The sequence below is a fragment of the Streptomyces sp. NBC_01476 genome (genome assembly GCF_036227265.1).
In the GTDB taxonomy this organism is placed as follows: Bacteria; Actinomycetota; Actinomycetes; order Streptomycetales; family Streptomycetaceae; genus Actinacidiphila.
Genome location: NZ_CP109446.1, coordinates 7,951,971 through 7,975,519, shown reverse-complemented (window position 1 = coordinate 7,975,519; position 23,549 = coordinate 7,951,971). Strand labels below are relative to the sequence as shown.

Sequence of the window (23,549 nt, the reverse complement as noted above, 5' to 3'; positions counted from 1 at the left end):
GTCACAGCGACCACCCGGTGCCCCGGTTCCCGAGCGAGTGGCGCAGGTCGAGCCGGGCGCGCCACTGGAGCGCCTTGACGGCGCCCTCGGTACGGCCGGTCATCCGGGCGATCTGGCGCGCTCGCATCCCCATCCAGTACCTCATGACGATCACCTGCTGCTGGTGCTCGGTGAGCCCGGTGAGTGCCTGGCGGACCACGGACCCGGTCATGCTCGCGACCACCTCCTCGTGCGGGTCGGACACCGGGGGCATCCGCGCTTCCGGCACCTCGAAGACCGGCAGTTCCAGGCGGGTGCGCGCCAGCTTCCGGTGGTCGGTGACGAGGTTGCGGGCGATGGTGAGCAGCCACGCCCGCATGCCGCTCGGCGATTCGTAGTAGTGCCCGATCCTGCCCAGCGCCCGGACGAAGGTGTCGCTGACCAGATCCTCGGCGGTCCCCGGGTCCTCGGGCACGTGCCGGCGCAAGTACCGTGCCACGCACGGCTGGTAGCGGGTGAAGATCACGGCGAACGCGTTGGCGTCGCCCGCTCCGGCCAGGACCGCGAGGGCGGCGTCGCTCCGGAGGTCCCTGGGGTGGCCCGGTGCTCCGCTCACCGCGACCGTTGGTTCTTCGTGCTGCACCGCATCTCCTGTCTCCGTGTCGGTGGGCGTCCGCGGGCGCGCCCACCTGCCGAGGGCGCGCGCGATCCGCCGGACTGGCATATGTCCATGTCCATGTCCGTGGACACTGAGTCAAGCACTCGTCGCACTCGACTGTCCACGATTGTGGACATTAAGTGACTTCTGGCGATGGGAACTCCCGTACGATCCGCCGCACACCGGTCGGGCCGCTGGTCTCCGGGGCTCCGCCGTGGCAGGTTCGCCAGGGAGCGGGACAAGCGTTGCGAAACGGAAGCCGTGTTTTCGGCCAACAACGCTTAATCCCCGGAGTGTTGGGCAACCAGCAGCAACCAGCCGCACGAGCCCGGTGCGGCGTCCCTGCCCTGGTGTCAGGGGAAGGAACCGCTGTGACAGACGTACACATCGAGACAGCCATGCTCGACGACGGGATTCCCCTGATGTACCGGGACTCCAGTGGCCTCGTCCGCCTGGCCTACGACCCGCGGCAGATCACCCGGGAAGGGGCCGTGACTCTCCTGTGCCTCCTGGAGCCCCGGCTGTTGGGGCAGATCCGGGTCCGGTGCAGCCCGCCGATCCGGGTCGGCGGCCACCCGTGCTCAAGCCCCCGCTGAACTCCCCCTGCCCGGAGCCCGGTTCACTGGTGCGCCGGGCTGCCGCGAGGGCGGGCTCAGTCCTCCAGGGGTTCGGCGAAGTGGCGGAATTCCCCGCGGTCGTGGTGGAGGTCCCACAGGAGGCCGGCGAGCACCGCGGGGTCCTTGCGGGGGTGGCCGGGGGTGATCGCGCCGGGAATGATCAGCTGGGCGACGTGAATGCGGTCCTCGGCGAGGGTGTCGTGCAGCATACGGGCGTAGGCGCTCTCGGCGGCGAAGGCGATGGAGGTGCCGGCCCGGTCGGCGTGGGGCCGCACGGCGCTGCCGCCGTTGACGAACAGCAGGGTGCCGCGCCCGAGGACGCGCATCCCGGGCAGGACCTGCTGGACGGCTGTCACGGGCCCGTGGACGGAGAACTCCAGCGGTCCCCTGAGGTCGGCCGGGGTGGTCTGCAGGACGGGCTTCATGAAGTCCTTGTGCGGAATGGGGCTGTACTGCAGGACTTCCACCGGGCCGAGGGCGGCGGTGGCAGCGGCCAGGGCTGCGGTGAGGGCCACCGGGTCCCGCACGTCGGCGGCGAAACCGCGTGCGCGCACCCCCTCGCCGCCGAGTTCCGCGGCGAGGGAGTCGACGTGTTCCTGGGTACGGGAGACGAGGGCGACGTCGAAGCCCTGGCGGCCGAAGCGGCGCGCCACGGCGGCGCCCAGACCTCTTCCTGCTCCGACGATGGCGATGGTCGTCATGCTGGGTCCTTGTCCTGGTGGGCGGGAGGCGCGCGGACCGGTGGCGTCGCGGTCGCGCGGGTTCGGTACGCGGGTGCCGGGTGTGCCGGGGCGCCGGTCTCCTTACGGCTGCGGTTTTCGGGCTGGGTTCGGGCTGGGTTCGGGCTGGGGCTTCGGGCTGCGGTCGCCGGTGGGCGAATGATCCCTGCCCGGCATCGCCGGGCGCACAGCCCTCCAGGGGTCCGATCGAGTGCATGACGCCCGTGGCCGCGGACCGAGCCGTGGGCTCCGTCCGCGGCCACGGGCCGGGAGGCGTGCGGGAGGCGTACCGGATTTCCGCACGCCGGTGCGGTCAGGGTGCCGCCGCCAGCGTGGCGTCGAGCCCCGCACGCGGACTGCCGAGCCCGGTCACGAAGTCGTAGCCGGTGGTCGCCGAGCAGATCGACGGGCAGAATCCGTTCGCCGGTCCCGACACGATGTCGCCGAGCCGGCCGGCCGCCGCGTACACGGCCTTCTGGGCCGAACCGTCCGCCGAGGTGAGCCGGGGCTTGCCGGCCGCCGCGCGCAACTGGTCCGCCGAGGCGAGGATCGCCGCCCAGGAAGGCGCGCCGAGGCTGGTGCCGCCGACCTGGTACCACCCCGACTCTCCGTTGGGCCCGGCGGTGTCGTAGACCGCCACGCCGGTCGCGGGGTCCGCGTCGAAGCTGACATCGGGCGTACCGCGGCCACCGGACACCACGCCCTTCTGGTAGCCGGGCGTGGGCTCGACATAGCTGCGTCCGCCGCCGCTGCCGGCCCAGGCGGTCTCCCCGGTCACGGCGCCGTCGCCGCCCAGGTCGAGGGTGGTTCCGCCGACCGACAGCACCGCCGGGTTGTACGCCGGGTACGAGCCGGGGTGGCCGTAGTCGCCGCTGGCCACCGAGCACACCGAGCCGGCGAGCCGGCAGTGCTGGTCGTAGTAGGTCTCGTCGGTGAACTCCTCCGCTATCCCCCAGCTCATGCTGATCGCGTCGGGGTGCAGCGCCGCCGCGGCGTCGACCGCCCTGAACAGCGACGCGAACCCGCCGTCATGCGCCTCGACGAGCACCACCGCCGCCTGCGGGGCGACCGCGTGGATCCACTCGACGTCCATCGCGGTCTCCAGGCCCCAGTTCGGGTCGTCGGGCCCGGTGCCGTCGGGCGCGGTCACGGTGAGGTGGAAGCAGCCCGCGGTGGCGGCGCCGGGGCACACGCGGTTCAGCCCGAACTGCGCGCTGAAGCCGTTGACATCGCCGACGATGCCGGCGTCACCGGGGGCGTCGACCACGGCGACCGTCTGGCCGGCCCCGGTGCCGCGCAGCCCCAGGTACGCGCGCACGGCGGCGGGGTCGTACCCGGACGGGGCGGCCGCGGTGAGCTGTGGCTTTCCGGTGCCGGTGTAGCCGCGTACCCTGACGGCCGCCGCGGGCTGCGCGGTGCCGATCCGGGCGTCACCGGCCGCGGTGTCGCCGAGCGGCAGGGTGTCCGGCCGGGTGACGGGCGCCTTCGGCGCCATCGTCCGGTGCTTCGCCGCGCTCGCCGCCGGGGTGCCGGTCAGCGTCAGCGACTCGAGGCCGTGCTGGATGGACACGTCGTACGCGCGCACCGTCTGGCCGGCCTCGGCGACCAGGATCTGGTGCGCCCGCCAGTCGATCGGCATGGTGAGCACCCTGTTGTCGGCGGTGACGCTCAGCCGGCCGGTCTGGAAGGGCTCGTACGCGGCGAGCGGATCGACCTCGTCGTCACCGGCGGTGAGGACCGACAGCGGGTACGCGTTCAGCGCGACATGGGCGGTCAGCAGGACCGGTGTGCCGCCGGCCTCGGCGATCCCCGAGTCGGTGCCGGAGGCCCAGAACGTCGCGTCGGGGCCGTCGGGTGTGATCGCTGCGGAGCCGGTGTCGCCCGTCGCGATCAGCCCGGCCCGCGGGTCGAGGAAGTAGCTCTCGTGGCCGGAGAGGGTGTTGTCGGTGTTGCTGTAGATCAGCCTGCCGGTACGGGCGTCGCGCACATCGACCCGGCCCTGCCCGTCGCTGGTGGTCCAGGTGAACGCGGCACCGTCCGCGCCGGCGCCGGGAATGCCCGGGCCGGCCGCCACCCCGTTCGGCAACTGCGCGGCATAGGTCGTCGCCGGATCGGCCGGAGCCGTCCAGACGGTACGCCCGGTGCCGCCGTCGATACCGAGCGCCGACATCGTCGTCGGGGCCTGGTGGCTTTCCACCTGATCCTGGTACTCGGCGACGACGACGCCGTCGGTGACCGCCGCGTTCGCGAAGTAGGAGGCGCCTGCCGGGCGGTAGGTCCACAGGGCCTGTCCGGTGCTCGCGTCGAAGGCGGACACCCGGTCGGTGGCCGTCACCACGGCGGTGCGGCCGCCGATCCGGCCGACCGCCACGTTCCACGCGTACTGGCCGGGCAGCGCCATCCGGTGCAGCACCTTGCCCGTCCGCTCGTCGACCAGTGCGATGCCGGTGGTCGCCGCGACCGCGAGCACCGGCCGGCCGGCGACAGTCGTGGCGACGATCTGGTGCACCGGGCCGCCCACGTCGGCCCGCCAGAGCACGTGCGGGGCGTCGTCGGCCGGGGTGAGCGTCCGGCCGTCGAAGGCGTAGACCGCGCCGCTCTGCCCGCCGGCTATGTCGTCGGGACAGTGGTCGCCGTCGACGTCCGCCGACACGGCGGCGTAGAGGTCGCCGAGCAGCGGCGCGGTGCGGACCGCTTTTCCGGTGCCGGCGTCGTAGTGCACCGCGTCCTGTGCCGCTGTGACGCCGCGGACGCCGGTGCCGTCGGTGGACAGCGTCGCCGGATCGGCCACGTCACCCGCATGCTCCCAGCGCGGCGCGCCGTTGCCGCCCGCCAGGCCCTGCAGGTCGTACGCCTCGTCGATCGGCGACGCCGGACTCGGTGTCACCGGGGAGAGCCACGAACCGACCACCACGGACGCCTGGCCGTTCGCAGTCGGCACCACTTCGATCGTGGCGGGCTGCACCGGGGTCCCGTCGCCGGCGGCGAGGGCGTGCGACCACTGGGTGCGGGCGGTGCCGGGGTCCACGGCGGAGACCGTCGACGCGGTGAAGCTGTAGGCCGGCGGCGCCACTTGGTCGGGCGTGGTCACCACGCCGCTGACGATCCAGGACGTCCTGCCGTGCGGGCTGAGCACGCCGATCGCCAGCGCCGTCGGCAGCACGCCGTCGGTGCGGGTGGTCGTCGTCGTGCGGCCGTCGGTCACGCGCAGCCCTGCCAGGGTGTAGGAGACGGCGGTGGCCGGGTCGGTCTGCTCGACCACCGCGAGCAGGCCGCGGCCGGCGTCGTACCGCGTCAGCACCGGGTATCCGGCGGTGCGCCGGTCCCAGCGGACCGTGCCGTGGGCGTCGACGAGGACCACGTGGCCGTCCGGCGGTCCTGGGACGCCGAGTCCGAGCGGGGTGTCGGACCACGAGACGGCGACGCCGCCGCCGACCGGCTGGAGGCCCAGCAGCCGGCCCCACTGGGCGCCGGTCGCATAGCGCCAGGCTTCCGTGGCGGCAGGCGCGCCGTGGCCGGCGCTGCCGTGACTTCCGCTGCCGCCACTTCCGCCGCGCAGCACGATCGCCCGCACGGTGGTGGACGAACCCCACGCGCCGGGGCCGCCGTTGCCGGTGGGTGAGCCGGTCTCGTCGCCGATGATCAGGTCCTTGCCGGTGACGGCGAGCTGGGTGACGAAGCCGGGGTCGAGTTCGCTGTGGAGGGTGGCGCCGGTCCTGCCGTCGAGCACCGTCACGAAGGTGCCGAAGTGCAGGTCGGAGCCCGGCACGCTGAACGGCCAGCCGCAGTTTCCGCAGCTGGCGGCGCCGAGGTTGACCCCGACGGTCTCGGCGACGGCGACATCGGCCGCACCGTCGCCGTTGAGGTCGCCGACCGCGTACGGCTGGGTGCCGCCCATCGCGAACGGCTGGCCGGTGGTCACGTAGAACGGGTCGGCCGGGTCGGTGCCGACCACCAGTTGCGGCGTCGCGACATAGCCGGGGTTGGTGAAGGTGAGGTGCCAGTCGCGGTAGAGCGAGGCCGTACTGCGCTGCCAGACCGTACTGCCGTCGGCGTGCACCCGGCTGACCACGCCGAGGCTGTACACCTGCAGCGCGTCACCTCCGGACAGCGGGCTGGTCAGCGGCGTGCCCTGTGCCGTCTCCACCCCGCCGGTGACGCTCAGGCCCAGGGAGCCGCCGTTGGCGTCGGGGCCCGCCGCGCCGCCGGTGCCCGCCGCGGCGGCCGGGCCGGCGGTGGTCTGCGGGGGCTGCGAGGTGCCGGGGACGTAGGCGCGCCGCGGGTCGAAGGCCGCGCTCCGGGTGACGGCGTCGGCGCCGGACGACGCGGTGGTGCCGGTGGGGGCGGCGGGGGCGGCCAGTGCCGGCGTGCTCCGGATGCCCGGTATCAGAACTGCGGTGAATGCGAAGACCGTAAGGACGACCAGCAAGCGAATGACCCGCTTGATACGCACCACGCCTCCTTCCCAAGATCGCTGTGTTTCCGGTCACGCTCGCACGCACCGGCACCCGCCTGGAAGGGAGCATGGGGGCCTACTTCCCGGCGTTGTCGTGAATACGGTGGTGATGAACGGTGCTTGGAGTGCTGGGGCTGACACCGGAACAGCAGGACGTCTACCTCGCCCTTCTGGACTGCGCGCCGGCCACGACCGCGGAGATACGCGGCCGGCTGGCGGGTATGCGCGTGACGGCCTCCCTCACCGCGCTGGAGGCCAAGGGGCTGATCTCCCGGCTGCCGGGGCGGCCGGTGCGCTACCAGCCGGCCCGGCCGGACATGGCGATGGAGGTCCTGGTCCGTTCCCAGGAACAGGCCCTCCAGCAGGTGCGCGTGCTCGCGGCCGGCCTGATGGAACGCTTCCGGGCCGGGCAGAGCGCGGTCAGTCCCACCGAGATCGTCGAGGTGGTGACCACCCGTGAGGCGACGGTGCAGCGCCTGGCCCAGCTTCAGCGCAGCGCCAGGCAGCAGGTCAGCGCCTTCGACCGGCCTCCGTACATCGGCGGCCTGGGGACCAACGACATCGAGTCGGAGTTGCTGCCGACCGGCGTGCGGTACCGCTGCGTCTACGACCGGTCAGGGCTCGGCATGCCGGGGCGGCTGGCCGCGGTCCGCGACCTGGTCAAGAGCGGTGAGCAGGCGCGGGTCGCGGCGGGCGTCCCGGTCAAGATGTTCCTGGCCGACGACCGGATCGGGCTGATCTCGCTGGAGCGGTCACCCACCAGCGACAGCGCCCTGATCATCCATCAGTCGTCGCTGCTGGACACGCTGATCGCCCTCTTCGAGGAGGTCTGGGCCGACGCGGTCCCCATCAGTTTCGGCACGCAGGGTGCCCCGGACGCTCCCCGCAAGGCCCACCACAGCACCCTGCTCGGCCTCCTCGCCGCCGGCCTCACCGACGAGGCCATCGCCCGCCACATGGGCTGGCATCCCCGCACCGCCCAGCGCCGGGTCCGCGACCTCATGGCCGAACTCGGCGCCCAGACCCGCTTCCAGGCCGGCCTCCAGGCCGCCCGCCGGGGCTGGCTCTAGAACGGCCGCGCCCCGAGGATGCGGCGGGGCCCGCGCCGCGCGGAGTGGGCAATCGCGCCCACCGGGGCCGGATTACGCCTTTCGGCGGCTAGTTGAAGGTGCAATCATTCGGGGGGCCCGAACGCTGCCGTGCCGGCGCATGCCGCCATGGCGCCGCCGGGTCGTCCTGCCTCCAACGGATCAAAGGTGAGTCACATGACGGTACACAGCAAGGCGTTCGGCGCGGCCGCGGCGATCGGCGGCGCCGCACTGCTCGCCCTCGGCGCGGGCATGCAGCCCGCTTCGGCCACCGCCCTGCCTCCGGCCGCCTTCTACTCGGGCACCAACCAGTCCGGGACGGCGACGCCGGTCGACCTGGGCCGGGCAGGGGTGTGCGAGACGCTGTCCCAGCCGGCTCTGTCCGCGCTGAACTACTCCGCGCAGGACATCGACGTCTACTTCAACCCCGGCTGCCGCACCGGCGCCCCCGGCACATCGAGCGATCTCCACTTCGTGCTGGGCAGCCTGCATGCGGGGAACTTCCCCTACGCGGCTGTGAGTTACCGGGTCCGCGCCCTGGCGTAAGGAGCCGGCGCACGGCCGGCCGAGCGCCGGCGAGAAGGGGCCCTCCGCGGCGCTGGAAACCGCCGCGGAGGGCGCTGCGGAGGGCGCCCTTCGCTCGGTCCACGGCCGGCCGGACGGGCTCAGTGGCCCGCCGTGGTGAGCACCACCTTTCCGGTGAACTCCCGCCGCTCCAGCGCCTGGTGGACGTCGGCCGCTTCCCGCAGCGGCCGGGTGGCGGCGATGGCGGGGCGGAGAGATCCGTCGCGGGTCAGGGCCAGCAGCCGGGTGAGCGCGTCCCGGTACCAACTGTGGTCGGCCTTCAGCTCGTTGGGCACCATGCACAGGGCGGTGCGCCGGCCCGGGCGCAGATTCATCAGTTTCACCCGGGCCGCGCCGACCGCCGTGTCGCGCATCATGCGGCCGGGGCGGCCGGTGAAGGCGTAGCTGACGAGTGTGCCGCCCGGGGCAAGCAGCCGGTATCCCTTGCCGAGGTTGGCGCCGCCGATGTGGTCGAACACCGCCTGGACACCCCCGGGTTCAGCGGCGCTCACCACCTTCTCGAAGTCCTGGGTCCGGTAGTCGACAGGCGTGACGCCGTACCGCGCGAGCTGCTCCGCGGCACCGGGCGCCGACGCGGTCCCGTACATGCGCAGCCCCGCGAGCTGCCCGAGGCGGGCGACCGCCCGGCCGACGCCGCCGGAGGCGCCCTGGATCAGCAGGGTGTCGCCGCGGCGGACCCTGGCGTGTGTCTCCAGCAGGCTCACCGCGGTGAGGTGGTCGAGCGGCACCGCGGCGGCGACCACCGGGTCGAGCCCCTCCGGGAGCGGGACGAGCTGCCACGCGGGGAGGTTGAGGTATTCGGCGTACGCGGCCATCTTCGGCAGGGCCGCGGCGACGAGGGTGCCCGGGGCGAGTGCGGCCGTGTCCCGGGGGTCGTCCCCGGCGGACGGGGCGTAGTCGACGACTTCCGCGACGAGTTCGTAGCCGGGCGTGAAGGGTGCCTTCCGCTGGAGCAGATAGTCGCCCTGGCGGGCCATCAGGTCGGTGAAGCCGACGCCGGCGGCGAGGACGCGCACCCGTGCGTGTCCGGGCGCCGGGGCGGGGGTCACGGTCGCGGTCCAGCGCATGGTGTCGGGGCCGCCGAATGTCTCGACAACCCACGCGTGGCCGTGCAGGTCCCTGGTTCCAGGCACAGTGCTGCTCCTTCTCTCAACGAGTGACGTGACATTAGATTACACGACACACATCGGCTCCGGCTAGGCTGTTACGTGTCATCCGATGACGTGACATGGAAAAGGTGATCGCAGGATGAGGCCCGCAGAGGAGATCCGTTATCTGATTCTGGCGGCCCAGCGCGAGGGCAACCGCCGGCTGGCGCAGGAGCTCCGGCCGCTGGGCATCACCCCCTCCCAGGCCGAGGTCCTCCGGCTGCTCGCCGACCGCCAGCCGCTCGCCCTCAGCGAACTCGGCGAACTCCTGGTGTGCGAATCGGGCAACAACCCCAGCCGCCTGGTCGACCGGCTGGTCGCGGCCGGCCTCGTCCGCCGCGACGAGGGCACGCAGGACCGCCGCAGGGTGGCGCTCACCCTGACGCCCGAGGGCGCCGCAACCGCCGGCCAGGTGGTCGAGGTGGAGGAGCGGCTCTACGGCCGCATCGACGAGGCCGCGGCGGCGTACGACGCCCACGCCGTGGCGGACTTCCTCCGCGCACTGGTGTCCGGCGAGCCGTCGGGTCTGGCGCTGGCCCGCCGGATGGCTACGCAGGCCCGCTGAGTCCACCGGGCGGCCGGACCGCCGGACTCGCCGGGTTCTCGGGGTTCGCCGGGTTCGCCGCCCAGGAGATCGGTGAGGTCATCCGGATCGGCGACGTGATCGCAGTCGCCGGATTCCTCCTGGACTCCGGGAATCCGGCCCCGCGGACCTCGCAGCAGAAGCGGGGGCGGAGCTGCCCGCGGTCCGGGCGAACCCTCACCCCGCGGACTGGAGCGGTGAGTCCATCGGACCGAAGCGGGTCCGGCCGGCCGCCGCGTGGCCGGGCCCCGGACCGGCCGCCGCTTGTGGGAGGTCTCGGTGGAGGGGGACCGACCGGCGTGCGGTTCGCCTTCCGACCGGGCGCCCGCGTTGAACCCGCCGCGACCCCTCCGGATTCCGTTTGAAGGTCGGCCACGCCGCGAGGGGCACGCAGCCCGCAGCGCACCGCCTGGTTGCCTCGTCCGCGACCATCGATGCCGCGCGCCGCGACCTTCCTGACCTGCCCTTATCTGTCCGAGCAGAGCCCAGCGGCCCGTATCGCCGCCCTGACCTTTTCCTTACTCGGCACTTACTTCCCCCCGACCCGTGCTGTAGGGTCGCGCCACGGATCTTGGTTCCGCTTTCACATCGCGGACAGGTGCTCATTGCCTCCGCTCAACCTGCAACGAGAAAGCTGCGCGGCAATCAGCGTGGCCCGTCGTACCCCCATGCACGGCATATCTCCAGCGCTCTGTGCGCCGGCGTGCAGCGACCTCCGAACGGATCCCCATGACCAGTGCACCTGCGGAAGTGTCTTCCGACGACGTCGAACAGCTTCCGGCCCCGACCGGACTGGACGAGGTCAAGGGGTGGTTCTTCCCGGCGGACCAGCTGCTCTTCGACTGGTTCCTGACCCGGCAGAAGAGCCTGGCCGAGGCCGGCGACCTGCTGGAAGTAGGCGTGTACATGGGCAAGAGCGCGATATTCACCGGCTCCTACCGGCGGCCGGGCGAACGGTTCACCGTCTGCGACCTCTTCGACGCGCCCGCCGACGACTCCGCGAACGGCGCCGAGATGGCCAAGTCGTACTCCACCCTCACCCGGCGCGCCTTCGAGGCGAACTACCTCTCCTTCCACGACGAGCTGCCGACCGTGCTCCAGGGCCTGTCCTCGATGGTGTCCGAGCACGTACCCGCGGAGAGCTGCCGCTTCGCGCACGTCGACGCGTCCCATCTGTACGAGCACGTCCACGGGGACATCGAGACGGCCCGCACGGTGCTCAAGCCGCATGGCGTCGTCGTACTGGACGACTTCCGCGCCGAGCACTGTCCGGGGGTCGCTGCGGCGGCCTGGCAGGCCGTGACCACCGGCGGTCTGCACGTCCTGTGCATCACCGGGAACAAGCTCTACGGCACCTGGGGCGACCCCACCGCGCTGCGCACCGAGCTGACCGCCTGGCTCAAGACCCGCACCGACCTCTGGCACGGTACGGAGTCGGTCGCGGGCGAGCCGCTCATCCGGATCAGCAGCAAGAACGCGAAGCTCCCGCCGCAGCCCGTCTCCCGGCACCCCGCGCCGCCGAAGCCCGAACCGTCCCAGGAGGCCCGCCCCGCCGCGGCGCCCCGCCGTACCACGCGTCCTCCGCTGCGGCGGTTCGCCGTGAACGTCCTGCCGCCTTTCATCACCAAGGCGGCCATCGCGGCCAAGCGCCGCGGCTGACCCGGCAGCGCCCGCCGGGCACGTCTCCCCCGCCGGGCGCTGCGGTCCGGGTTCCCACTACCGCCAGGGATCAGGTGCGTCGCGCGAGGAAGACAAACTCCCTTCCTGGCCGGTCCGGCGCATCGCGGACGTCCTCCACCACGAAGCCGTGCGCGACCAGGTCCCGTTCGACTTCCTTCCGCTCGCGGAAGCGCAACGTCGACTCCGACGTCAGCACCTGTCCGTCCACGGCGAACACGTAGGTCCAGCGGAACGTCACCAACGGCACGCAGACCTCGATCAGTTGGACCCAGTTCTCGACGGAGCCGACGCCCGGGATCTCCGTCACGCTGTATGAGTTTTCGCGGGTCCACTCCTCCCAGGCGCGCCTGGCGGGATCGCGGGTCTCGAAGACGAGATGCCCGCCGGGCCGCAGTGCGTCGTGGGATTTCCGCAGCGTCCTCTGCCATGTCCGCGGATCGACGATGGCCTGGGCGACGTTCGCCGTCATCGTCGCGAGGTCGGCCTGCAGTGGCGGGAGGCCTGTGGCATGGCCGCAGATCCAGCGCACCCGTTCGCCGCCGGGCTTGGCCCGGGCCACGTCGATGGAGGCACGAGCGGGATCGACCCCGGTGACCTCGATCCCGCGATCGGCCAGAAGGAGCGCGAAAACTCCCGTTCCGCAGCCGATGTCCAGCACGCTGCGTGCCTCAAGCTCTTGTGCCATCGCGAGGTATGCGTCGAGGTCGCTGCGGTCGGGGTCGAGCGGGTCATAGATCGCGGCGAGCCGTGGATGTGCGAAGCACTCGTCAGCCATGCGGGCGACCGTAGGCGGAGCCGGGCCCGGCAGCTACTGGGTTTCGCTGCTGGGGTCGGTCCTGAGCGTGGCGAGACGCCGGGCGGCGACGTGACGGACGACCGCTGCGAGGTTGCTCACGGCTGTGCCGTGGTCGTCGTCAAGGCGGTCCCAGATCTGTTGTGGGAGGAGGCCCTTGTCGGCCATGGGGTCGATCAGTGTCTCGCCCGGCTCGATGGCCGGCTGCCGGACGGCAACTGCCGTACTGATCGAACTTCGATGACACAGGACACCCCCGCCGGGCGCTGCCCTTGGTTTGGATTCGAACTAAAATAGAACGGTGCGTGAGGAAGAGGTACCGCGACAGGCCGACGGCCCCCTGGTGAAGGTGCGCCTGCCGGACGGCCAAGTGGTGCATGCCGTGGTGCGGACACGGCGGAAGGAGCGCGACGGCAGCTGGTGGTACGACGTGCGGATCCACGTGCCGTCCCAGGTCGAGGAGAGTGGAAGGCTGCGGGTGGCGCCCGCGCCGGTGAGTTTCCGGGTGCCGGCCGAGCTGTGCGAGCAGGTGCCCGGGCAGGCGTACGGGCGGGTGCCCACCGAGCGGTACGGTGTCGCCCCCGACTGGCGGATCGAGCGGCCGGTCTACATCGGTCGCGCACCCGGGCCGGCGCGGGTCGTCCACCGCGGCACCTGCCGGGCCGTCCGCGACATGTCCGCCGCCGCCAGTTCGGAAGAGGCACGCGACGCGCTCCTCCGTGACGACACCGTGCCCTGTCCCGTATGCCGCCCGGACCGGCCGCTGAAGGCCGCGTAGCCGCCACGCGCCGGGCGGCCCGGGCGGGAGCGGGTGTCGCGGGTGCTCCCGCCCGGGCTTTCGCCTTCTTACCGGCCTTCTTACCGGCCGAGCAGCTGGTTCATCCTGGCGATCTCGGTGGACTGCGAGCCGATGATCGACGCGGCGAGCTGCCTGGCCGGACCGTAGGAGCCCTTGGACTGCTCGGTCCTGGCCATGGCGATCGCGCCCTGGTGGTGGCTGATCATCATCCGCAGGAACGCGCTGTCGAACGCGGCACCGGAGGACTTCGCCAGCCGGCCCATCTCGGCGTCGCTCATCATGCCGGGCATCGAGCCGGCGGAATGGTCCATGCCACCCATCCCGTCCATACCTTCCATCCCGCCGGTGCCGCTGGTGCCGCCGGTGCCGTTGCCGCCCGCCGTCCCGTCGGTCGCCGAGGCGCCGGCCGAGGGCACGCTCCGCCCCCACCCGGCCAGCCACCCGGACATGGCGGTGATCTCCGGGTCCTGGGCCCGCTCGATCGTGACGGCGAGGTCTTTGACGGCCTGCGACCGCGCCCGCGTGGCGGCGAGGCCGGCCATCGCGACAGCCTGCTGGTGGTGGGGGATCATCGCCAGCGCGAAGGCGACGTCCTGGTCGTTGTGGGTTGCGGCCGGGGCCGATGCCGACGGGGTGCTGTGCATCGCGCCCATGTCGTGGTGGGAGGGCTCCGTGGCGCCGTCGCTGCCGCAGGCGGCGAGCAGCAGGACCGCCGCGGCGCCCGTGACGGTGAGGGCCGCGCTCCGGCGGAGCCGGAGCGGGAAGTGACGTGTCGTCATGGTGAGGCAACTCCTTCGACCGCCCGAGGCGGGCGGGTGCGAGCGGACATCCGGGCGTACCGGGGCACAGCCGGGCGACGACCCATCCCTTGCCGGGAGCCGGTCGCCGGGCTGTGCGGGTGCCTCTAGATCCGCAGGAGCTGCAGTTGTGCCAGGTCGGGCGGCGCCCTGCTCACCGCACCGGCCGCGCCCGCGGGCGCCGGGGGTAGGCCGGCGTCCAGTGCGGTGATGCCGGCCGGGGCGGGCGCGGGCGGTGCGTACCCGGTGGCGGTCCCGGCCGCCGTACACGTGCTGTCGGCGTGGTGCAGGTGCCCGCCCATCCCGCCACCGGCCGCCGGGTGGCAGCTCTCACCCTCCGGGAGCGCCTTCCCGTGCGGCCCCGGCATCGAAGCGCGGTGCGCCGCGGGTACGGACCCGGCCACCGCGCCGTGATGCATGACTCCCGGACCGGCGACGGCCACGGTGGGTCCGGGCGCGAGCGCGTGCATGGCGAACACCCCGGCCAGCACCGCCAGCACCAACAGCAGCCGCCCACGCCACCAAGGACGAAGCCGGCCTGCCGTACGGCGATTCACGCCCCCATCCTAGATCCCACCCCGCGCCCCGCCCCGCCGACCCGTCCGGTCCCCACCGGGGCACAACGAGGCGCTGGTCCGGGGCTGAGGCCCCCGCGGTGGGGGGCCGGACGGGGTGGCTGGAACTCCGGCCCCGGGGGAATCGCTTATCGCCGGGTTTCCCGGGCACCCGGATGCGTACGCGCACTGCCCGGGTGAGGGTGGGACAAGAAGCTCCCGCCACTCCTCCGACGCGATGCCCGGCCGTACCCCCGACCTCCGCTCTTCCAGCCACGGGATCCCCGTGAACCGAGCGCCGTCCCGCCAAGGAGCCGCCCCGATGCACAGCACCGCCTCGCAGGACCGCGCCGCCCCCGGGGCGGCGGAGGACGACGGGTTCTCCGCGGCGACGGCCCGCCGGGAGACCGCGCTCCGCTTCGGTGAGTACGTGGCCGGGGCAGCGAGCTTTCCGCTGCCGGGGTCCGGCCGGACGGCCGAGCGGTTCGCCGCGCTGAGCGCCGTGGCGGAGCAGGACCTGTGCGTGGCCCGGTTGGTGGAAGGGCACGCGGACGCCACCGCGATCCTCGCCGAACTCGGCGGGCCGCCGCCGCAGCCCGGGGAACGCTGGGGCGTCTGGGCGGCGGAACCGCCGGGCGAGGGCCTGACCGCCACCCGGAGCGGCGACCGATGGGCGCTCAGCGGCCTCAAGCAGTACTGCTCCGGCGCGCACAGCTGCACCCACGCCCTGGTCACCGCCCGGACCGGCGACGGCCGCCGGCTCTTCCGGATCAGCACCGGCCCCGGGACGCGGCCCGTGCCCGGCAGCTGGCAGGCGCTCGGCATGGCCGGCAGCGACACGCCCGACATCCGCTTCCGGGACGTGCCCGCGCAGCCGCTCGGCGGTGTCGAGGCGTACGTCGAACGGCCCGGCTTCCAGCACGGCGGCATCGGCGTGGCCGCCTGCTGGTACGGCGGCGCCCGCGCGGTGGCCGCCGTCCTCCGGCAGGCCGCCGCCGACCGCGGCCCCGACCCGTTCACCGACGCCCACCTGGGCGCCGTCGACATGCGGCTGTTCGCGGCGGACGCCGTGCTGCGCCAGGCCGCGGCCGAGATCGACCGCGATCCGTACGACGCCGAGGGCGGCGCCAGGACCCGCAGCCTGCGGGTGCGGGCGTTCGTCGAGTCGGTGTGCGCCGACGTGCTGACCCACGTCGGCCGGGCCACCGGCGCAGGACCGCTCTGCCACGACGCGGCGCACGCCCGCAGGACCGCCGATCTCGCCGTCTACCTCCGTCAGCACCACGCGGAACGCAATCTCGCAGAACTGGGTGGCCTGGTCGCCCGGAAGGAGTCGCTGTGACCCAGCAGCCCGGGCGGCAGCCCGTGTACGCCAACCCCATCCAGGCACCCGGCACCGACGAGGACCGCTGGCGGACCTGGCACGGATGGACAGAACTGCCCGAATTCGAACTGCCCACCGAAGGGCGGGTGGTCGTCGTGGCCGCCCACCCGGACGACGAGGTACTCGGCGCCGGCGGCATGATGGCGCTGCTCAACTCCTCCGGCGTCGAGGTGACCGTGGTGTCCGTCACCGACGGCGAGCAGTCGCACGCCGGGAGCAGAACCGTCACCCCGCGGCAGCTGACCGGCATCCGGGCCGAGGAGTTGCGCAACGCCCTGGCCGAACTGGGCGGCGCCCGGATCGTCCGGCTCAAGGTGCCCGACACCGAGACCGCCTTCCACGAACCGGACCTGATCGCTTCCCTGTCCGAACTGCTGCCGGGCGCCCAGCTGTGCCTTGCGCCCTGGATCGGCGATGTGCACGGCGACCACGAGGCCGTGGGCCGCGCCGCGCTGGCCGCCTGCCGGGAGGCCGACGTGCCCTGCCGGATGTATCCGGTGTGGCTGTGGCACTGGGCGCAGCCCGGCGACTCCAGGGTTCCGTGGCCGTCGGCGGCCCGGGTCCCGCTGCCGGACGAGGCCCTGGCCCGCAAGCGCGCCGCGGTCGGCCACTTCGCCAGCCAGATCAGGCCGCTCGGGTCCGCCCCCGAGGACGCGGCGGTGCTGCCGCCGGAGGAACTCGCCCACCACCTGCGCCCGTTCGAAGTGGTCTTCGAGTGAGCGCCACGAGCACGCCCGCGTCGTACTTCGAGGACATGTACGGGCAGGCCGACGATCCCTGGCATCTGGCCGAGCGCTGGTACGAGCAGCGCAAGTACGACCTGACACTGGCCGCCCTGCCGCTCCCCCGCTACCGGCGGGCGTTCGAGCCGGCCTGTTCTGTCGGCGAACTCACCCGGCGTCTCGCGGTGCGCTGCGACGAGGTGCTGGCCGCCGACCGGGTCGCCTCAGCCGTCGAGACCACCCGGCGGCGCACCGCCGCGTTGCCGCAGGTGACCGTGGCCCGGCTGACGGTGCCCGGCGAGTGGCCCGCGGGCACCTTCGACCTGATCGTGCTCTCCGAGGTCCTCTACTACTTCGACGACCGGGAGTTCGACCTCGTCCTGGAGCGGTCGGTGGCGGCCCTGGAGCCCGGCGGCACCCTGGCCACCGTGCACTGGAACCATCCGGTCCGCGAGCACCTGTCGACCGGCGACGACATCGCCGCACGGCTCGCCGGCGTGTCCGGGCTCGCCCTGCTGGCCGACCACCGGGAGGACGACTTCGTCCTCCAGATCCACGGACGCACCGACCGGGACGGCCGGCCGCCGGCGACCCCGGCCGTGCGGGAGGGACTGGTATGAGCCTCGACGCCATCGCGGTCGTGATCCCGGCCCGCAACGAGGAGCGGCTGCTGCCGGCCGCCCTGAACGCCGTCGCCATCGCGGCCCTGCACCCGGGTCTGGAGGCCGTGCGGGTCCTGACGGTGGTGGTCGCCGACTCCTGCCGCGACCGTACCGCCGAGGTCGCGGCCCGGGCGGGTGCCGAGGTCGTACGCACCGAGGGCCGCAACCCGGGGGCTGCCCGGGCGGCCGGTGTCGCGTACGCGCTGGAGGTGCTGGGCACCCGGGGGACATGGATCGCCTCCACCGACGCGGACAGCATCGTCCCGGCGCACTGGCTCGGCTACCACGGCGCGCGGGCGCTCGAAGGCTGGGAGGCGGTCGTCGGCACCGTGGAACTGCCGCCGTCCGAGCTCGCCGACCGCCACGCCCTGCAGTACGAGGCGGGCCGTCCGGCGGCGGCGCCCTGGCGGCATCCGCATGTGCACGGTGCCAACCTCGGGCTCACCGCGGGCGCCTACCGGCACGCGGGCGGCTTCCCGCCCCTCGATGTCGGTGAGGACCGGGCACTGGTCGGCGCGCTGCACCGGCTCGGCCACCGCGTGCTGCGGACGGACGCCTGCCCTGTCCTCACCTCGGACCGGCTGCGGGCCCGTGCCCGCGGCGGCTTCGCCAGGAATCTCGCGGCACTGGCGGGCGGGCTCGGCGAGGTGTCTGCCCGGCCGGCGGAGGAGAAGGCGTGAGGACGCCGGGCCCGGGCAGGAGAAATGTGAAGATTCGTCCCTATCTGCGACTGGAGGACCGATGGCGGTACGGCATCAGTTGATCGAGCGGTCCCCCGAGCAGGTGTGGGAGGTGCTCGCCGACCGGGACCAGTACAACAACTGGGTGGTCGGGGTCGCGGACTCCGAGCCCGGCCGCGGGGACTGGCCCGACGTGGGGTCCGACCTCACCTACAAGGTGGTGCTCGGGCCGTGGACCGGCACCGGACGCACCGTCGTCCGCCGTGCGCTGGCCCCGCACATCCTGGAACTGGAGGCGGACAGCGGTCCGCTCGGCACCGCCAGGATCGCCGTCGAGGTGCGTCCATGGGGGACAAAGGACAGCATCGCCATCCTCGACGAACACCCGCTGCGCGGCGCCGCCGGGTCGCTGCACAACGCCGCGATCGATGCGTTCCTGCAGGTCAGGCACCGGAGCATGCTCAACCGCCTGGCCGAGGTGGTGGAGCGGTCCACCGCACGGACCCCCGGCTAGGCCGGTCCCCGATCCCCCACCCCCTCCCCCGGGCCGGTGCCCGTGCCCGGCCCGGCCCGGCCCCAGCGGAACAGGAGCAGTGCATGGCGGACGCCGTGGTCATCGGAGCGGGGCCGAACGGTCTGGTCGCCGCGAACGTCCTGGCCGACGCCGGGTGGAGCGTCGAGGTGCTGGAGGAGCAGGCGGAGCCGGGCGGCGCGGTGCGCAGTGACCGCGGGGTCCACCCGGAGTTCGTCAGCGACCTGTTCAGCTCCTTCTATCCGCTCGCGGCGGCGTCCCCCGCGCTGAGCGCTCTGCGGCTGGAGGCCGAGGGTCTGCGCTGGAGCCGGGCCCCGCGGGTCCTGGCGCACCCGCTGCCCGACGGCCGCTGCGCCGTGCTGGATCAGGACGTGGCGAGGACGGCGGCGGGCCTGGAGACCTTCGCGCGCGGTGACGGCGCGGCCTGGCGGGAACTGTGCGGACTGTGGGACGAGGTCGGCGAGGACCTGCTGGGCTGTCTGTTCGCGCCCTTTCCCCCGGTCCGCGCCGGGGTGCGGCTGGCGGCCAGGGTGCGGGCGGCGGGCGGTCTGCGGCTGGCCCGCACCATGCTGCTGCCGGTACGCCGCATGGGCGAGGAGTACTTCCGCGGGGAGGGCGGCCGGCTGCTGCTTGCCGGTAACGCGCTGCACGCCGACCTGTCGCCGGAGTCGGCGATCAGCGGCGGCTTCGGCTGGCTGATGAGCATGCTGGGCCAGACGCACGGTTTCCCGGTCCCGGTCGGCGGGGCCTCGGCTCTCACCGGCGCACTGGTGCGGCGGCTGGAGCGGCGCGGCGGTGTCGTGCGGTGCGGCGAGCGGGTGACGGAGGTGGTGGTACGCGGCGGCCGGGCGCTGGGTGTCCGCACCGCGACGGGCGACGCGGTACGGGCCAGGCGGGCCGTCCTCGCCGATGTCTCCGCGCCCGCGCTCTTCACCCGGCTGGTGGCGGCCGAGCACCTGCCGGCGCGGCTCCTGAAGGAACTGCACCGGACCTTCCAGTGGGACTTCTCCACCTTCAAGATCGACTGGGCGCTGGACGGACCGGTGCCGTGGACCGCGGGGGAGGCCGCGACGGCGGGCACCGTGCACCTGGCGGACAGCGTGGACGATCTCACCCGGTTCGCGGCGCAGATCGCCACCGAGCACGTACCGGACCGGCCGTTCGCGCTCTTCGGGCAGATGACCACCGCGGATGCCGACCGCTCCCCCCGAGGCACCGAGTCGGCGTGGGCGTACACGCACGTGCCGCGGCACACCAAGGGCGACGCCGGCGACGACGGCCTCACCGGAACCTGGGACCGCCGCGAACAGGAGGCCATGGCGGACCGGGTCGAGGCGCGGGTCGAGCGGTACGCGCCGGGCTTCCGCGAGCTCATCCGCGGGCGGCGCATCCTGGCCCCGCCGACGCTGCAGTCCCTCGACGCCAATCTGCACGGCGGGGCGATCAACGGCGGCACCACCGCTCTGCACCAGCAGCTGGTCTTCCGGCCCACGCCGGGCGCGGGCCGGCCAGAGACCCCCGTCCGGGGCCTGTACCTCGCCTCCTCCAGCGCCCATCCGGGCGGCGGCGTACACGGCGCGCCCGGTGCCAACGCCGCCCGTGCCGCACTGTGCGGGCCCGCCGCCCGTCGGGTGATCAGCTCCGTGCAGCGCGCCCTCGGCCGCTGACCGCCCCGGGCCCGCCGGCAGGGGTCAGAGCAGCGGGCGGACGCACTCCGCGAAGGTGTACGCCTCCTCCAGGTGCGGGTAGCCGGACAGCACGAACTCGTCGATACCCGCCGCGCGGTACTCGTCGACGCGTTCGGCGACCTCCTGGTGGCTGCCGACCAGGGCGGTACCCGCGCCGCCGCGGACCAGGCCGATGCCGGCCCAGAGGTTGGGCGCGACGAGCAGCTTGTCCCGCGATCCGCCGTGCAGGGCCAGCATCCGGCGCTGGCCCTCGGAGTCCAGGGCGCGCAGCCGCTGCTGGCCGGCCGCGATCTCGCCGTCGTCCAGCCCCGCGATCAGTGCGTCGGCGGCCTGCCACGCCTGGGCGGAGGTGTCCCGGGACAGGACGTGGACGCGCAGCCCGAACCGGGGTGTGCGGCCCTGCGCGGCGGCCCGCTCCCGTACCCGGGCGATCTTCTCGGCGACCAGCGGGGCGGGCTCGCCCCAGGTGAGGTAGGTGTCGGCGTGCCGGGCGGCGAGGGTGATCGCCGGGCCGGAGGAGCCGCCGAAGTAGATCCGCGGCGGCGGCTCCGGCGGACGGCGCAGCAGCGCGCCCTCCAGGTGGTAGTGCTCGCCCTTGTGGTCGAAGGATTCGCCGGTCCAGGCGGCCCGCACCACGTCGAGGAACTCCTCGGCCCGGGCGTACCGCTCGTCGTGGCCCAGCCGGTCGCCGTAGCCGCGCTGTTCGGTGTCGCTGCCGCCGGCCACCACGTTGAGCAGCAGCCTTCCCTGCGAGAGGCGTTGGAAGGTGGCCGCGGTCTGCGCGGCGAGGGCGGGTTCGACCAGGCCGGGACGGAACGCGACCATGAACTTCAGCCGCCTGGTGCGGGCGATGAGCGCGGCGGTGACGATCCAGGCGTCCTCGCAGTGCGCGCCGGTGGGGGTCAGCACGCCTTCGTAGCCGAGGTCGTCCGCGGCCTCGGCGAGCTGGGAGAGGTACGCGAGGGTGGCGGGGCGTTCGCCGGCGATCCGGCCCGCGTCTCCCCCGGTCGCGCCGATGCCGACGCCGTGCACGGAGCCGCCCAGCCGGCGGCCGTCGCCGCCGGTCGGCAGGAACCAGTGGAAGGCCGTGGGCGGGCGGGCGCCGGCGGTCATCGGGCGGCACCTCCGAACGTCCGGCCCAGCGCGAACCGCCGGGCGCCGGCGCGGCCGGCCACCAGGTCGGCGGCGAGTTCGCCGATGGCCGGCGCGAACTTGAAGCCGTGTCCGGAGAAGCCCGCCAGGACGGTGACCGGGCCGTCGCGGTCGACCACGAAGTCGTGGTCGGGGGTGATCGTGTACAGGCAGGTGGTGGCGACGGGTGCGGAGGCGTCGGCGCCGGGGAGCCAGTGCTCGGCGTACTCCTGCACCTGGGCTTGCGCGGCCAGGTCGGTGGTGCGGTCCCGGTGGTCGGGGTCGACGACCGGTCCCACCCCGTGGAAGCCCACCTTGACGCCGTCGACGCTGCCCAGGCCGTACACGCCCGCCTCGGCGGCGAGCCCGTAGCGCCCGGAACGGGCGGTCAGCCCCGCGCCGCCGTGGTGGATGAAGCTGGGCCAGTCAGTCGCGTCGGCGGCCGGGAAGTGGAGCGGCTGTTCCTGGGTGACCCGCAGCGGCGGCAGTCCGGCGACGGTGGCGGCGGCCAGTCCCGGGGCCCAGCCGCCGACCGCCACGACGGCCGCGTCCGCGGTCAGCACCTCGTCTCCGGTGGTGACCACCTCGACCCGGTCGGCACCGGTCCTGAGGAGTTTCGCGACCCGTACCCGGTGCCGGATCACCGCACCTTTCGCGGCGGCGGCCTCCTGGAAGGCGAGGACCGCGTGATCGGCGTGCACCCGCCCCGCGGCGGCGTGGAACAGCACGCTGGTGTCGAACCGCAGACCGGGCCAGCGTTCGCCGGCCTGGTCCGGGCTCAGCACACCGCTGACGTGTCCGGCGCGCTCCAGTTGGGCGTGCAGCGCCTCGATCGCGGCCACCGGGCCGTGGTCGACCGCGCCGGTGAGGGTGAGCACCGCGCGGCCCGACTCCTGCTCCGCCTGCCGCCACAGCGGCAGCGCCCTGGCGGCGAGGGAGACATAGAAGGGGTCGGGATAGGCGAGGCGGAAGATCCGCGACGTGCCGTGCGAACTCCCCTCGGTGTGTCCCGCGGAGGAACGCTCCAGCAAGGTGACCGCGTAACCGCGGGATGCGAGCTGCCAGGCGGTGGCGGAGCCCATGACTCCGCCACCCACTACTACGACATGTGCCACGGTTGTACCGCCCTCTTCTGTTCTGCGGGTGTACGGTCCGCCAGGACCATGGTCCGCTGCGGTTACGCGTTGTCCAGCGGCAGGCCGGGCGGGTTCACCTGGGAGGTGGCCACCGCCTCGTCGCTGAGGTTCCAGGCGGCCAGCAGTTTGGCGTAGTCGCCGTTCTTGATCAGGTAGTTGATGGCGTCGGCGGTGGGCTTGACCAGTCCGTCGTCCTTCTTGGTGGTGGCGCAGATCAGACCCTGCAAGGTGGCGCCGGCGCCGGAGTACTTGCCGCCGCTCCGGGTCGCGTTGGGGGTCTTCTCGGTCAGCCGGACGTGGTACGCGACCGCCGGGTTGGGGGTGAAGTAGGCGTCGATCTTCCCGGAGTTGAGCGCCAGGTAGGTCGAGTTGTTGTCGGGGAAGTACTTGATGGTGAGCTTCTTGCCCTCACCCTTGAGCGTGGCCTGCCACGCCTGCAGGATCTTCTCCTGGTTGGTGCCCGCCCCCACCGCCACGGTCTTCCCGGCGAGGCTCGCGGCGGTGCCGTCGAAGTTCCAGGTACTGCTCTTGCTGACCTCGAAGCCGAGGTTGTCCTGCCGGTAGCAGGCGAAGTCGTACTTGGTCTTGCGCTGTTCGGTGTCGGTGATGTTGGAGAAACCGAGCTGGTTCTTGCCGCTGTCGATGCCGACGAAGAGGTTGTCCCAGGTGGCGTTGTTGAGCACCGGCTTGAGGCCGAAGACCGCCGCGACCAGCCGGCCGAGGTCGGGTTCGGAGCCGGTGAGGGTCTTCTGGTCGGATCCGACGAAGCCCAGCGGCGGGGAGCCGGAGGGAAGCAGGCCGAGTCCGATGGTGAGGGTGCCTTCCTTGACGACCGCGGGGGGCAACTCGGCCCGGATCGCGGCCACTTCGGGGACGGTGAGGTCCACCGGGGTCGCCGCGCCGTTCGACAGCGCGCCGACGGTGACCGTGGTGCTGCCCGCGGCGGCGGGGGCGGTGCCCTTGCCGCTGCCGGCGTCGTCGGTGCTGTCGCTCCCGCAGGCGGTCAGGCCGCCGGCCAGAGTGAGCAGGGCGAAGCCGGCGGTGATGACACGGATACGTCTGGAACCTGCGCTGGACATGCTTCTCCTGGGGACTCGGTTCGGGTGGTGCTCAGAAGGGGGACGGGGGTACGGGGGACGCCGAAGGGGATCGGGAGGG

23 protein-coding genes are annotated in these 23,549 nt (G+C 73.3%); 12 read left to right on the top strand and 11 right to left on the bottom strand.

Annotated features, from left to right (window positions below; translation table 11 throughout):
- Position 1: 1 nt before the first annotated feature.
- Positions 2 to 622 carry an RNA polymerase sigma factor gene (locus OG552_RS34610; protein ID WP_329139846.1) on the bottom strand — a complete coding sequence of 207 codons (621 nt, stop codon included), beginning with the start codon at positions 620 to 622 and terminating at the stop codon, positions 2 to 4.
- Between the two features lie 386 nt (positions 623 to 1,008).
- On the opposite strand from OG552_RS34610, the gene OG552_RS34605 reads away from it, so the two are divergent.
- Positions 1,009 to 1,233: a hypothetical protein gene (locus OG552_RS34605; RefSeq protein ID WP_329139844.1), complete on the top strand. Its 225-nt coding sequence runs from the start codon at positions 1,009 to 1,011 to the stop codon at positions 1,231 to 1,233.
- A 56-nt stretch (positions 1,234 to 1,289) separates the two neighbouring features.
- Here the strand turns inward: OG552_RS34605 and OG552_RS34600 are convergent, their stop codons facing one another.
- Together OG552_RS34600 and OG552_RS34595 are read right to left on the bottom strand one after the other, a co-directional pair.
- Positions 1,290 to 1,955 carry an SDR family NAD(P)-dependent oxidoreductase gene (locus OG552_RS34600; protein ID WP_329139842.1) on the bottom strand — a complete coding sequence of 222 codons (666 nt, stop codon included), beginning with the start codon at positions 1,953 to 1,955 and terminating at the stop codon, positions 1,290 to 1,292.
- Positions 1,956 to 2,286: 331 nt separating this feature from the next.
- A complete protein-coding gene (locus OG552_RS34595) occupies positions 2,287 to 6,426 on the bottom strand; it encodes a PQQ-binding-like beta-propeller repeat protein (protein ID WP_329139840.1) in 4,140 nt (1,379 codons plus the stop codon).
- A gap of 128 nt (positions 6,427 to 6,554) precedes the next feature.
- Here OG552_RS34595 and OG552_RS34590 point away from each other — a divergent pair, with 128 nt between their 5' ends.
- Positions 6,555 to 7,499: a TrmB family transcriptional regulator gene (locus OG552_RS34590; protein ID WP_329139838.1), complete on the top strand. Its 945-nt coding sequence runs from the start codon at positions 6,555 to 6,557 to the stop codon at positions 7,497 to 7,499.
- A 195-nt stretch (positions 7,500 to 7,694) separates the two neighbouring features.
- Positions 7,695 to 8,063, top strand: a complete 369-nt coding sequence (locus OG552_RS34585) for a hypothetical protein (RefSeq protein ID WP_329139836.1) — start codon at positions 7,695 to 7,697, stop codon at positions 8,061 to 8,063.
- A gap of 119 nt (positions 8,064 to 8,182) precedes the next feature.
- Here OG552_RS34585 and OG552_RS34580 read toward each other — a convergent pair whose 3' ends face one another.
- On the bottom strand, positions 8,183 to 9,235 hold the full coding sequence (locus OG552_RS34580) for a zinc-binding dehydrogenase (RefSeq protein WP_329139834.1): 1,053 nt from the start codon (positions 9,233 to 9,235) through the stop codon (positions 8,183 to 8,185).
- 115 nt (positions 9,236 to 9,350) lie between these two features.
- On the opposite strand from OG552_RS34580, the gene OG552_RS34575 reads away from it, so the two are divergent.
- Positions 9,351 to 9,815, top strand: a complete 465-nt coding sequence (locus tag OG552_RS34575) for a MarR family winged helix-turn-helix transcriptional regulator (RefSeq protein WP_329139832.1) — start codon at positions 9,351 to 9,353, stop codon at positions 9,813 to 9,815.
- A gap of 747 nt (positions 9,816 to 10,562) precedes the next feature.
- A complete protein-coding gene (locus OG552_RS34570; RefSeq protein WP_329139830.1) occupies positions 10,563 to 11,492 on the top strand; it encodes a class I SAM-dependent methyltransferase in 930 nt (309 codons plus the stop codon).
- 70 nt (positions 11,493 to 11,562) lie between these two features.
- On the opposite strand, the gene OG552_RS34565 is transcribed toward OG552_RS34570, so the two are convergent.
- Together OG552_RS34565 and OG552_RS34560 are read right to left on the bottom strand one after the other, a co-directional pair.
- Positions 11,563 to 12,288, bottom strand: coding sequence for a class I SAM-dependent methyltransferase (locus OG552_RS34565; RefSeq protein WP_329139828.1), 726 nt, complete (start codon positions 12,286 to 12,288; stop codon positions 11,563 to 11,565).
- Between the two features lie 33 nt (positions 12,289 to 12,321).
- Positions 12,322 to 12,474 (bottom strand): hypothetical protein, encoded by a 153-nt coding sequence (locus OG552_RS34560; protein ID WP_329139825.1) that lies wholly within the window; start codon positions 12,472 to 12,474, stop codon positions 12,322 to 12,324.
- Between the two features lie 133 nt (positions 12,475 to 12,607).
- On the opposite strand from OG552_RS34560, the gene OG552_RS34555 reads away from it, so the two are divergent.
- Complete coding sequence (locus tag OG552_RS34555; RefSeq protein ID WP_329139824.1) at positions 12,608 to 13,084, top strand: DUF6233 domain-containing protein; 477 nt, start codon at positions 12,608 to 12,610, stop codon at positions 13,082 to 13,084.
- Positions 13,085 to 13,164: 80 nt separating this feature from the next.
- Here OG552_RS34555 and OG552_RS34550 read toward each other — a convergent pair whose 3' ends face one another.
- Positions 13,165 to 13,884, bottom strand: a complete 720-nt coding sequence (locus OG552_RS34550; protein ID WP_329139822.1) for a DUF305 domain-containing protein — start codon at positions 13,882 to 13,884, stop codon at positions 13,165 to 13,167.
- Between the two features lie 125 nt (positions 13,885 to 14,009).
- Positions 14,010 to 14,459: a DUF6153 family protein gene (locus OG552_RS34545; protein ID WP_329139820.1), complete on the bottom strand. Its 450-nt coding sequence runs from the start codon at positions 14,457 to 14,459 to the stop codon at positions 14,010 to 14,012.
- Positions 14,460 to 14,778: 319 nt separating this feature from the next.
- On the opposite strand from OG552_RS34545, the gene OG552_RS34540 reads away from it, so the two are divergent.
- The 6 genes from OG552_RS34540 (at position 14,779) to OG552_RS34515 (ending at position 20,103) form a co-directional block, all read left to right on the top strand.
- Positions 14,779 to 15,798: an acyl-CoA dehydrogenase gene (locus OG552_RS34540; RefSeq protein ID WP_329139818.1), complete on the top strand. Its 1,020-nt coding sequence runs from the start codon at positions 14,779 to 14,781 to the stop codon at positions 15,796 to 15,798.
- On the top strand, positions 15,795 to 16,559 hold the full coding sequence (locus OG552_RS34535) for a PIG-L deacetylase family protein (RefSeq protein WP_329139816.1): 765 nt from the start codon (positions 15,795 to 15,797) through the stop codon (positions 16,557 to 16,559). The genes OG552_RS34540 and OG552_RS34535 overlap by 4 nt, the downstream gene beginning before the upstream one ends.
- Positions 16,560 to 16,594: 35 nt before the next feature.
- Positions 16,595 to 17,182: an SAM-dependent methyltransferase gene (locus OG552_RS34530; RefSeq protein WP_329141353.1), complete on the top strand. Its 588-nt coding sequence runs from the start codon at positions 16,595 to 16,597 to the stop codon at positions 17,180 to 17,182.
- Positions 17,179 to 17,904, top strand: a complete 726-nt coding sequence (locus tag OG552_RS34525; RefSeq protein ID WP_329139814.1) for a glycosyltransferase — start codon at positions 17,179 to 17,181, stop codon at positions 17,902 to 17,904. Before OG552_RS34530 ends, OG552_RS34525 begins: the two co-directional genes overlap by 4 nt.
- A 61-nt stretch (positions 17,905 to 17,965) precedes the next feature.
- Positions 17,966 to 18,418, top strand: a complete 453-nt coding sequence (locus OG552_RS34520; RefSeq protein ID WP_329139812.1) for an SRPBCC family protein — start codon at positions 17,966 to 17,968, stop codon at positions 18,416 to 18,418.
- 83 nt (positions 18,419 to 18,501) lie between these two features.
- Complete coding sequence (locus OG552_RS34515) at positions 18,502 to 20,103, top strand: phytoene desaturase family protein (RefSeq protein WP_329139810.1); 1,602 nt, start codon at positions 18,502 to 18,504, stop codon at positions 20,101 to 20,103.
- 24 nt (positions 20,104 to 20,127) lie between these two features.
- Here the strand turns inward: OG552_RS34515 and OG552_RS34510 are convergent, their stop codons facing one another.
- From OG552_RS34510 to OG552_RS34500, 3 genes are all read right to left on the bottom strand, one after another.
- Positions 20,128 to 21,237, bottom strand: coding sequence for an LLM class flavin-dependent oxidoreductase (locus OG552_RS34510; protein WP_329139808.1), 1,110 nt, complete (start codon positions 21,235 to 21,237; stop codon positions 20,128 to 20,130).
- Positions 21,234 to 22,352, bottom strand: coding sequence for an FAD-dependent oxidoreductase (locus tag OG552_RS34505; protein WP_329141351.1), 1,119 nt, complete (start codon positions 22,350 to 22,352; stop codon positions 21,234 to 21,236). The genes OG552_RS34510 and OG552_RS34505 overlap by 4 nt, the downstream gene beginning before the upstream one ends.
- A gap of 80 nt (positions 22,353 to 22,432) precedes the next feature.
- Positions 22,433 to 23,470 carry a transporter substrate-binding domain-containing protein gene (locus OG552_RS34500; RefSeq protein ID WP_329139806.1) on the bottom strand — a complete coding sequence of 346 codons (1,038 nt, stop codon included), beginning with the start codon at positions 23,468 to 23,470 and terminating at the stop codon, positions 22,433 to 22,435.
- Positions 23,471 to 23,549: the final 79 nt, after the last annotated feature.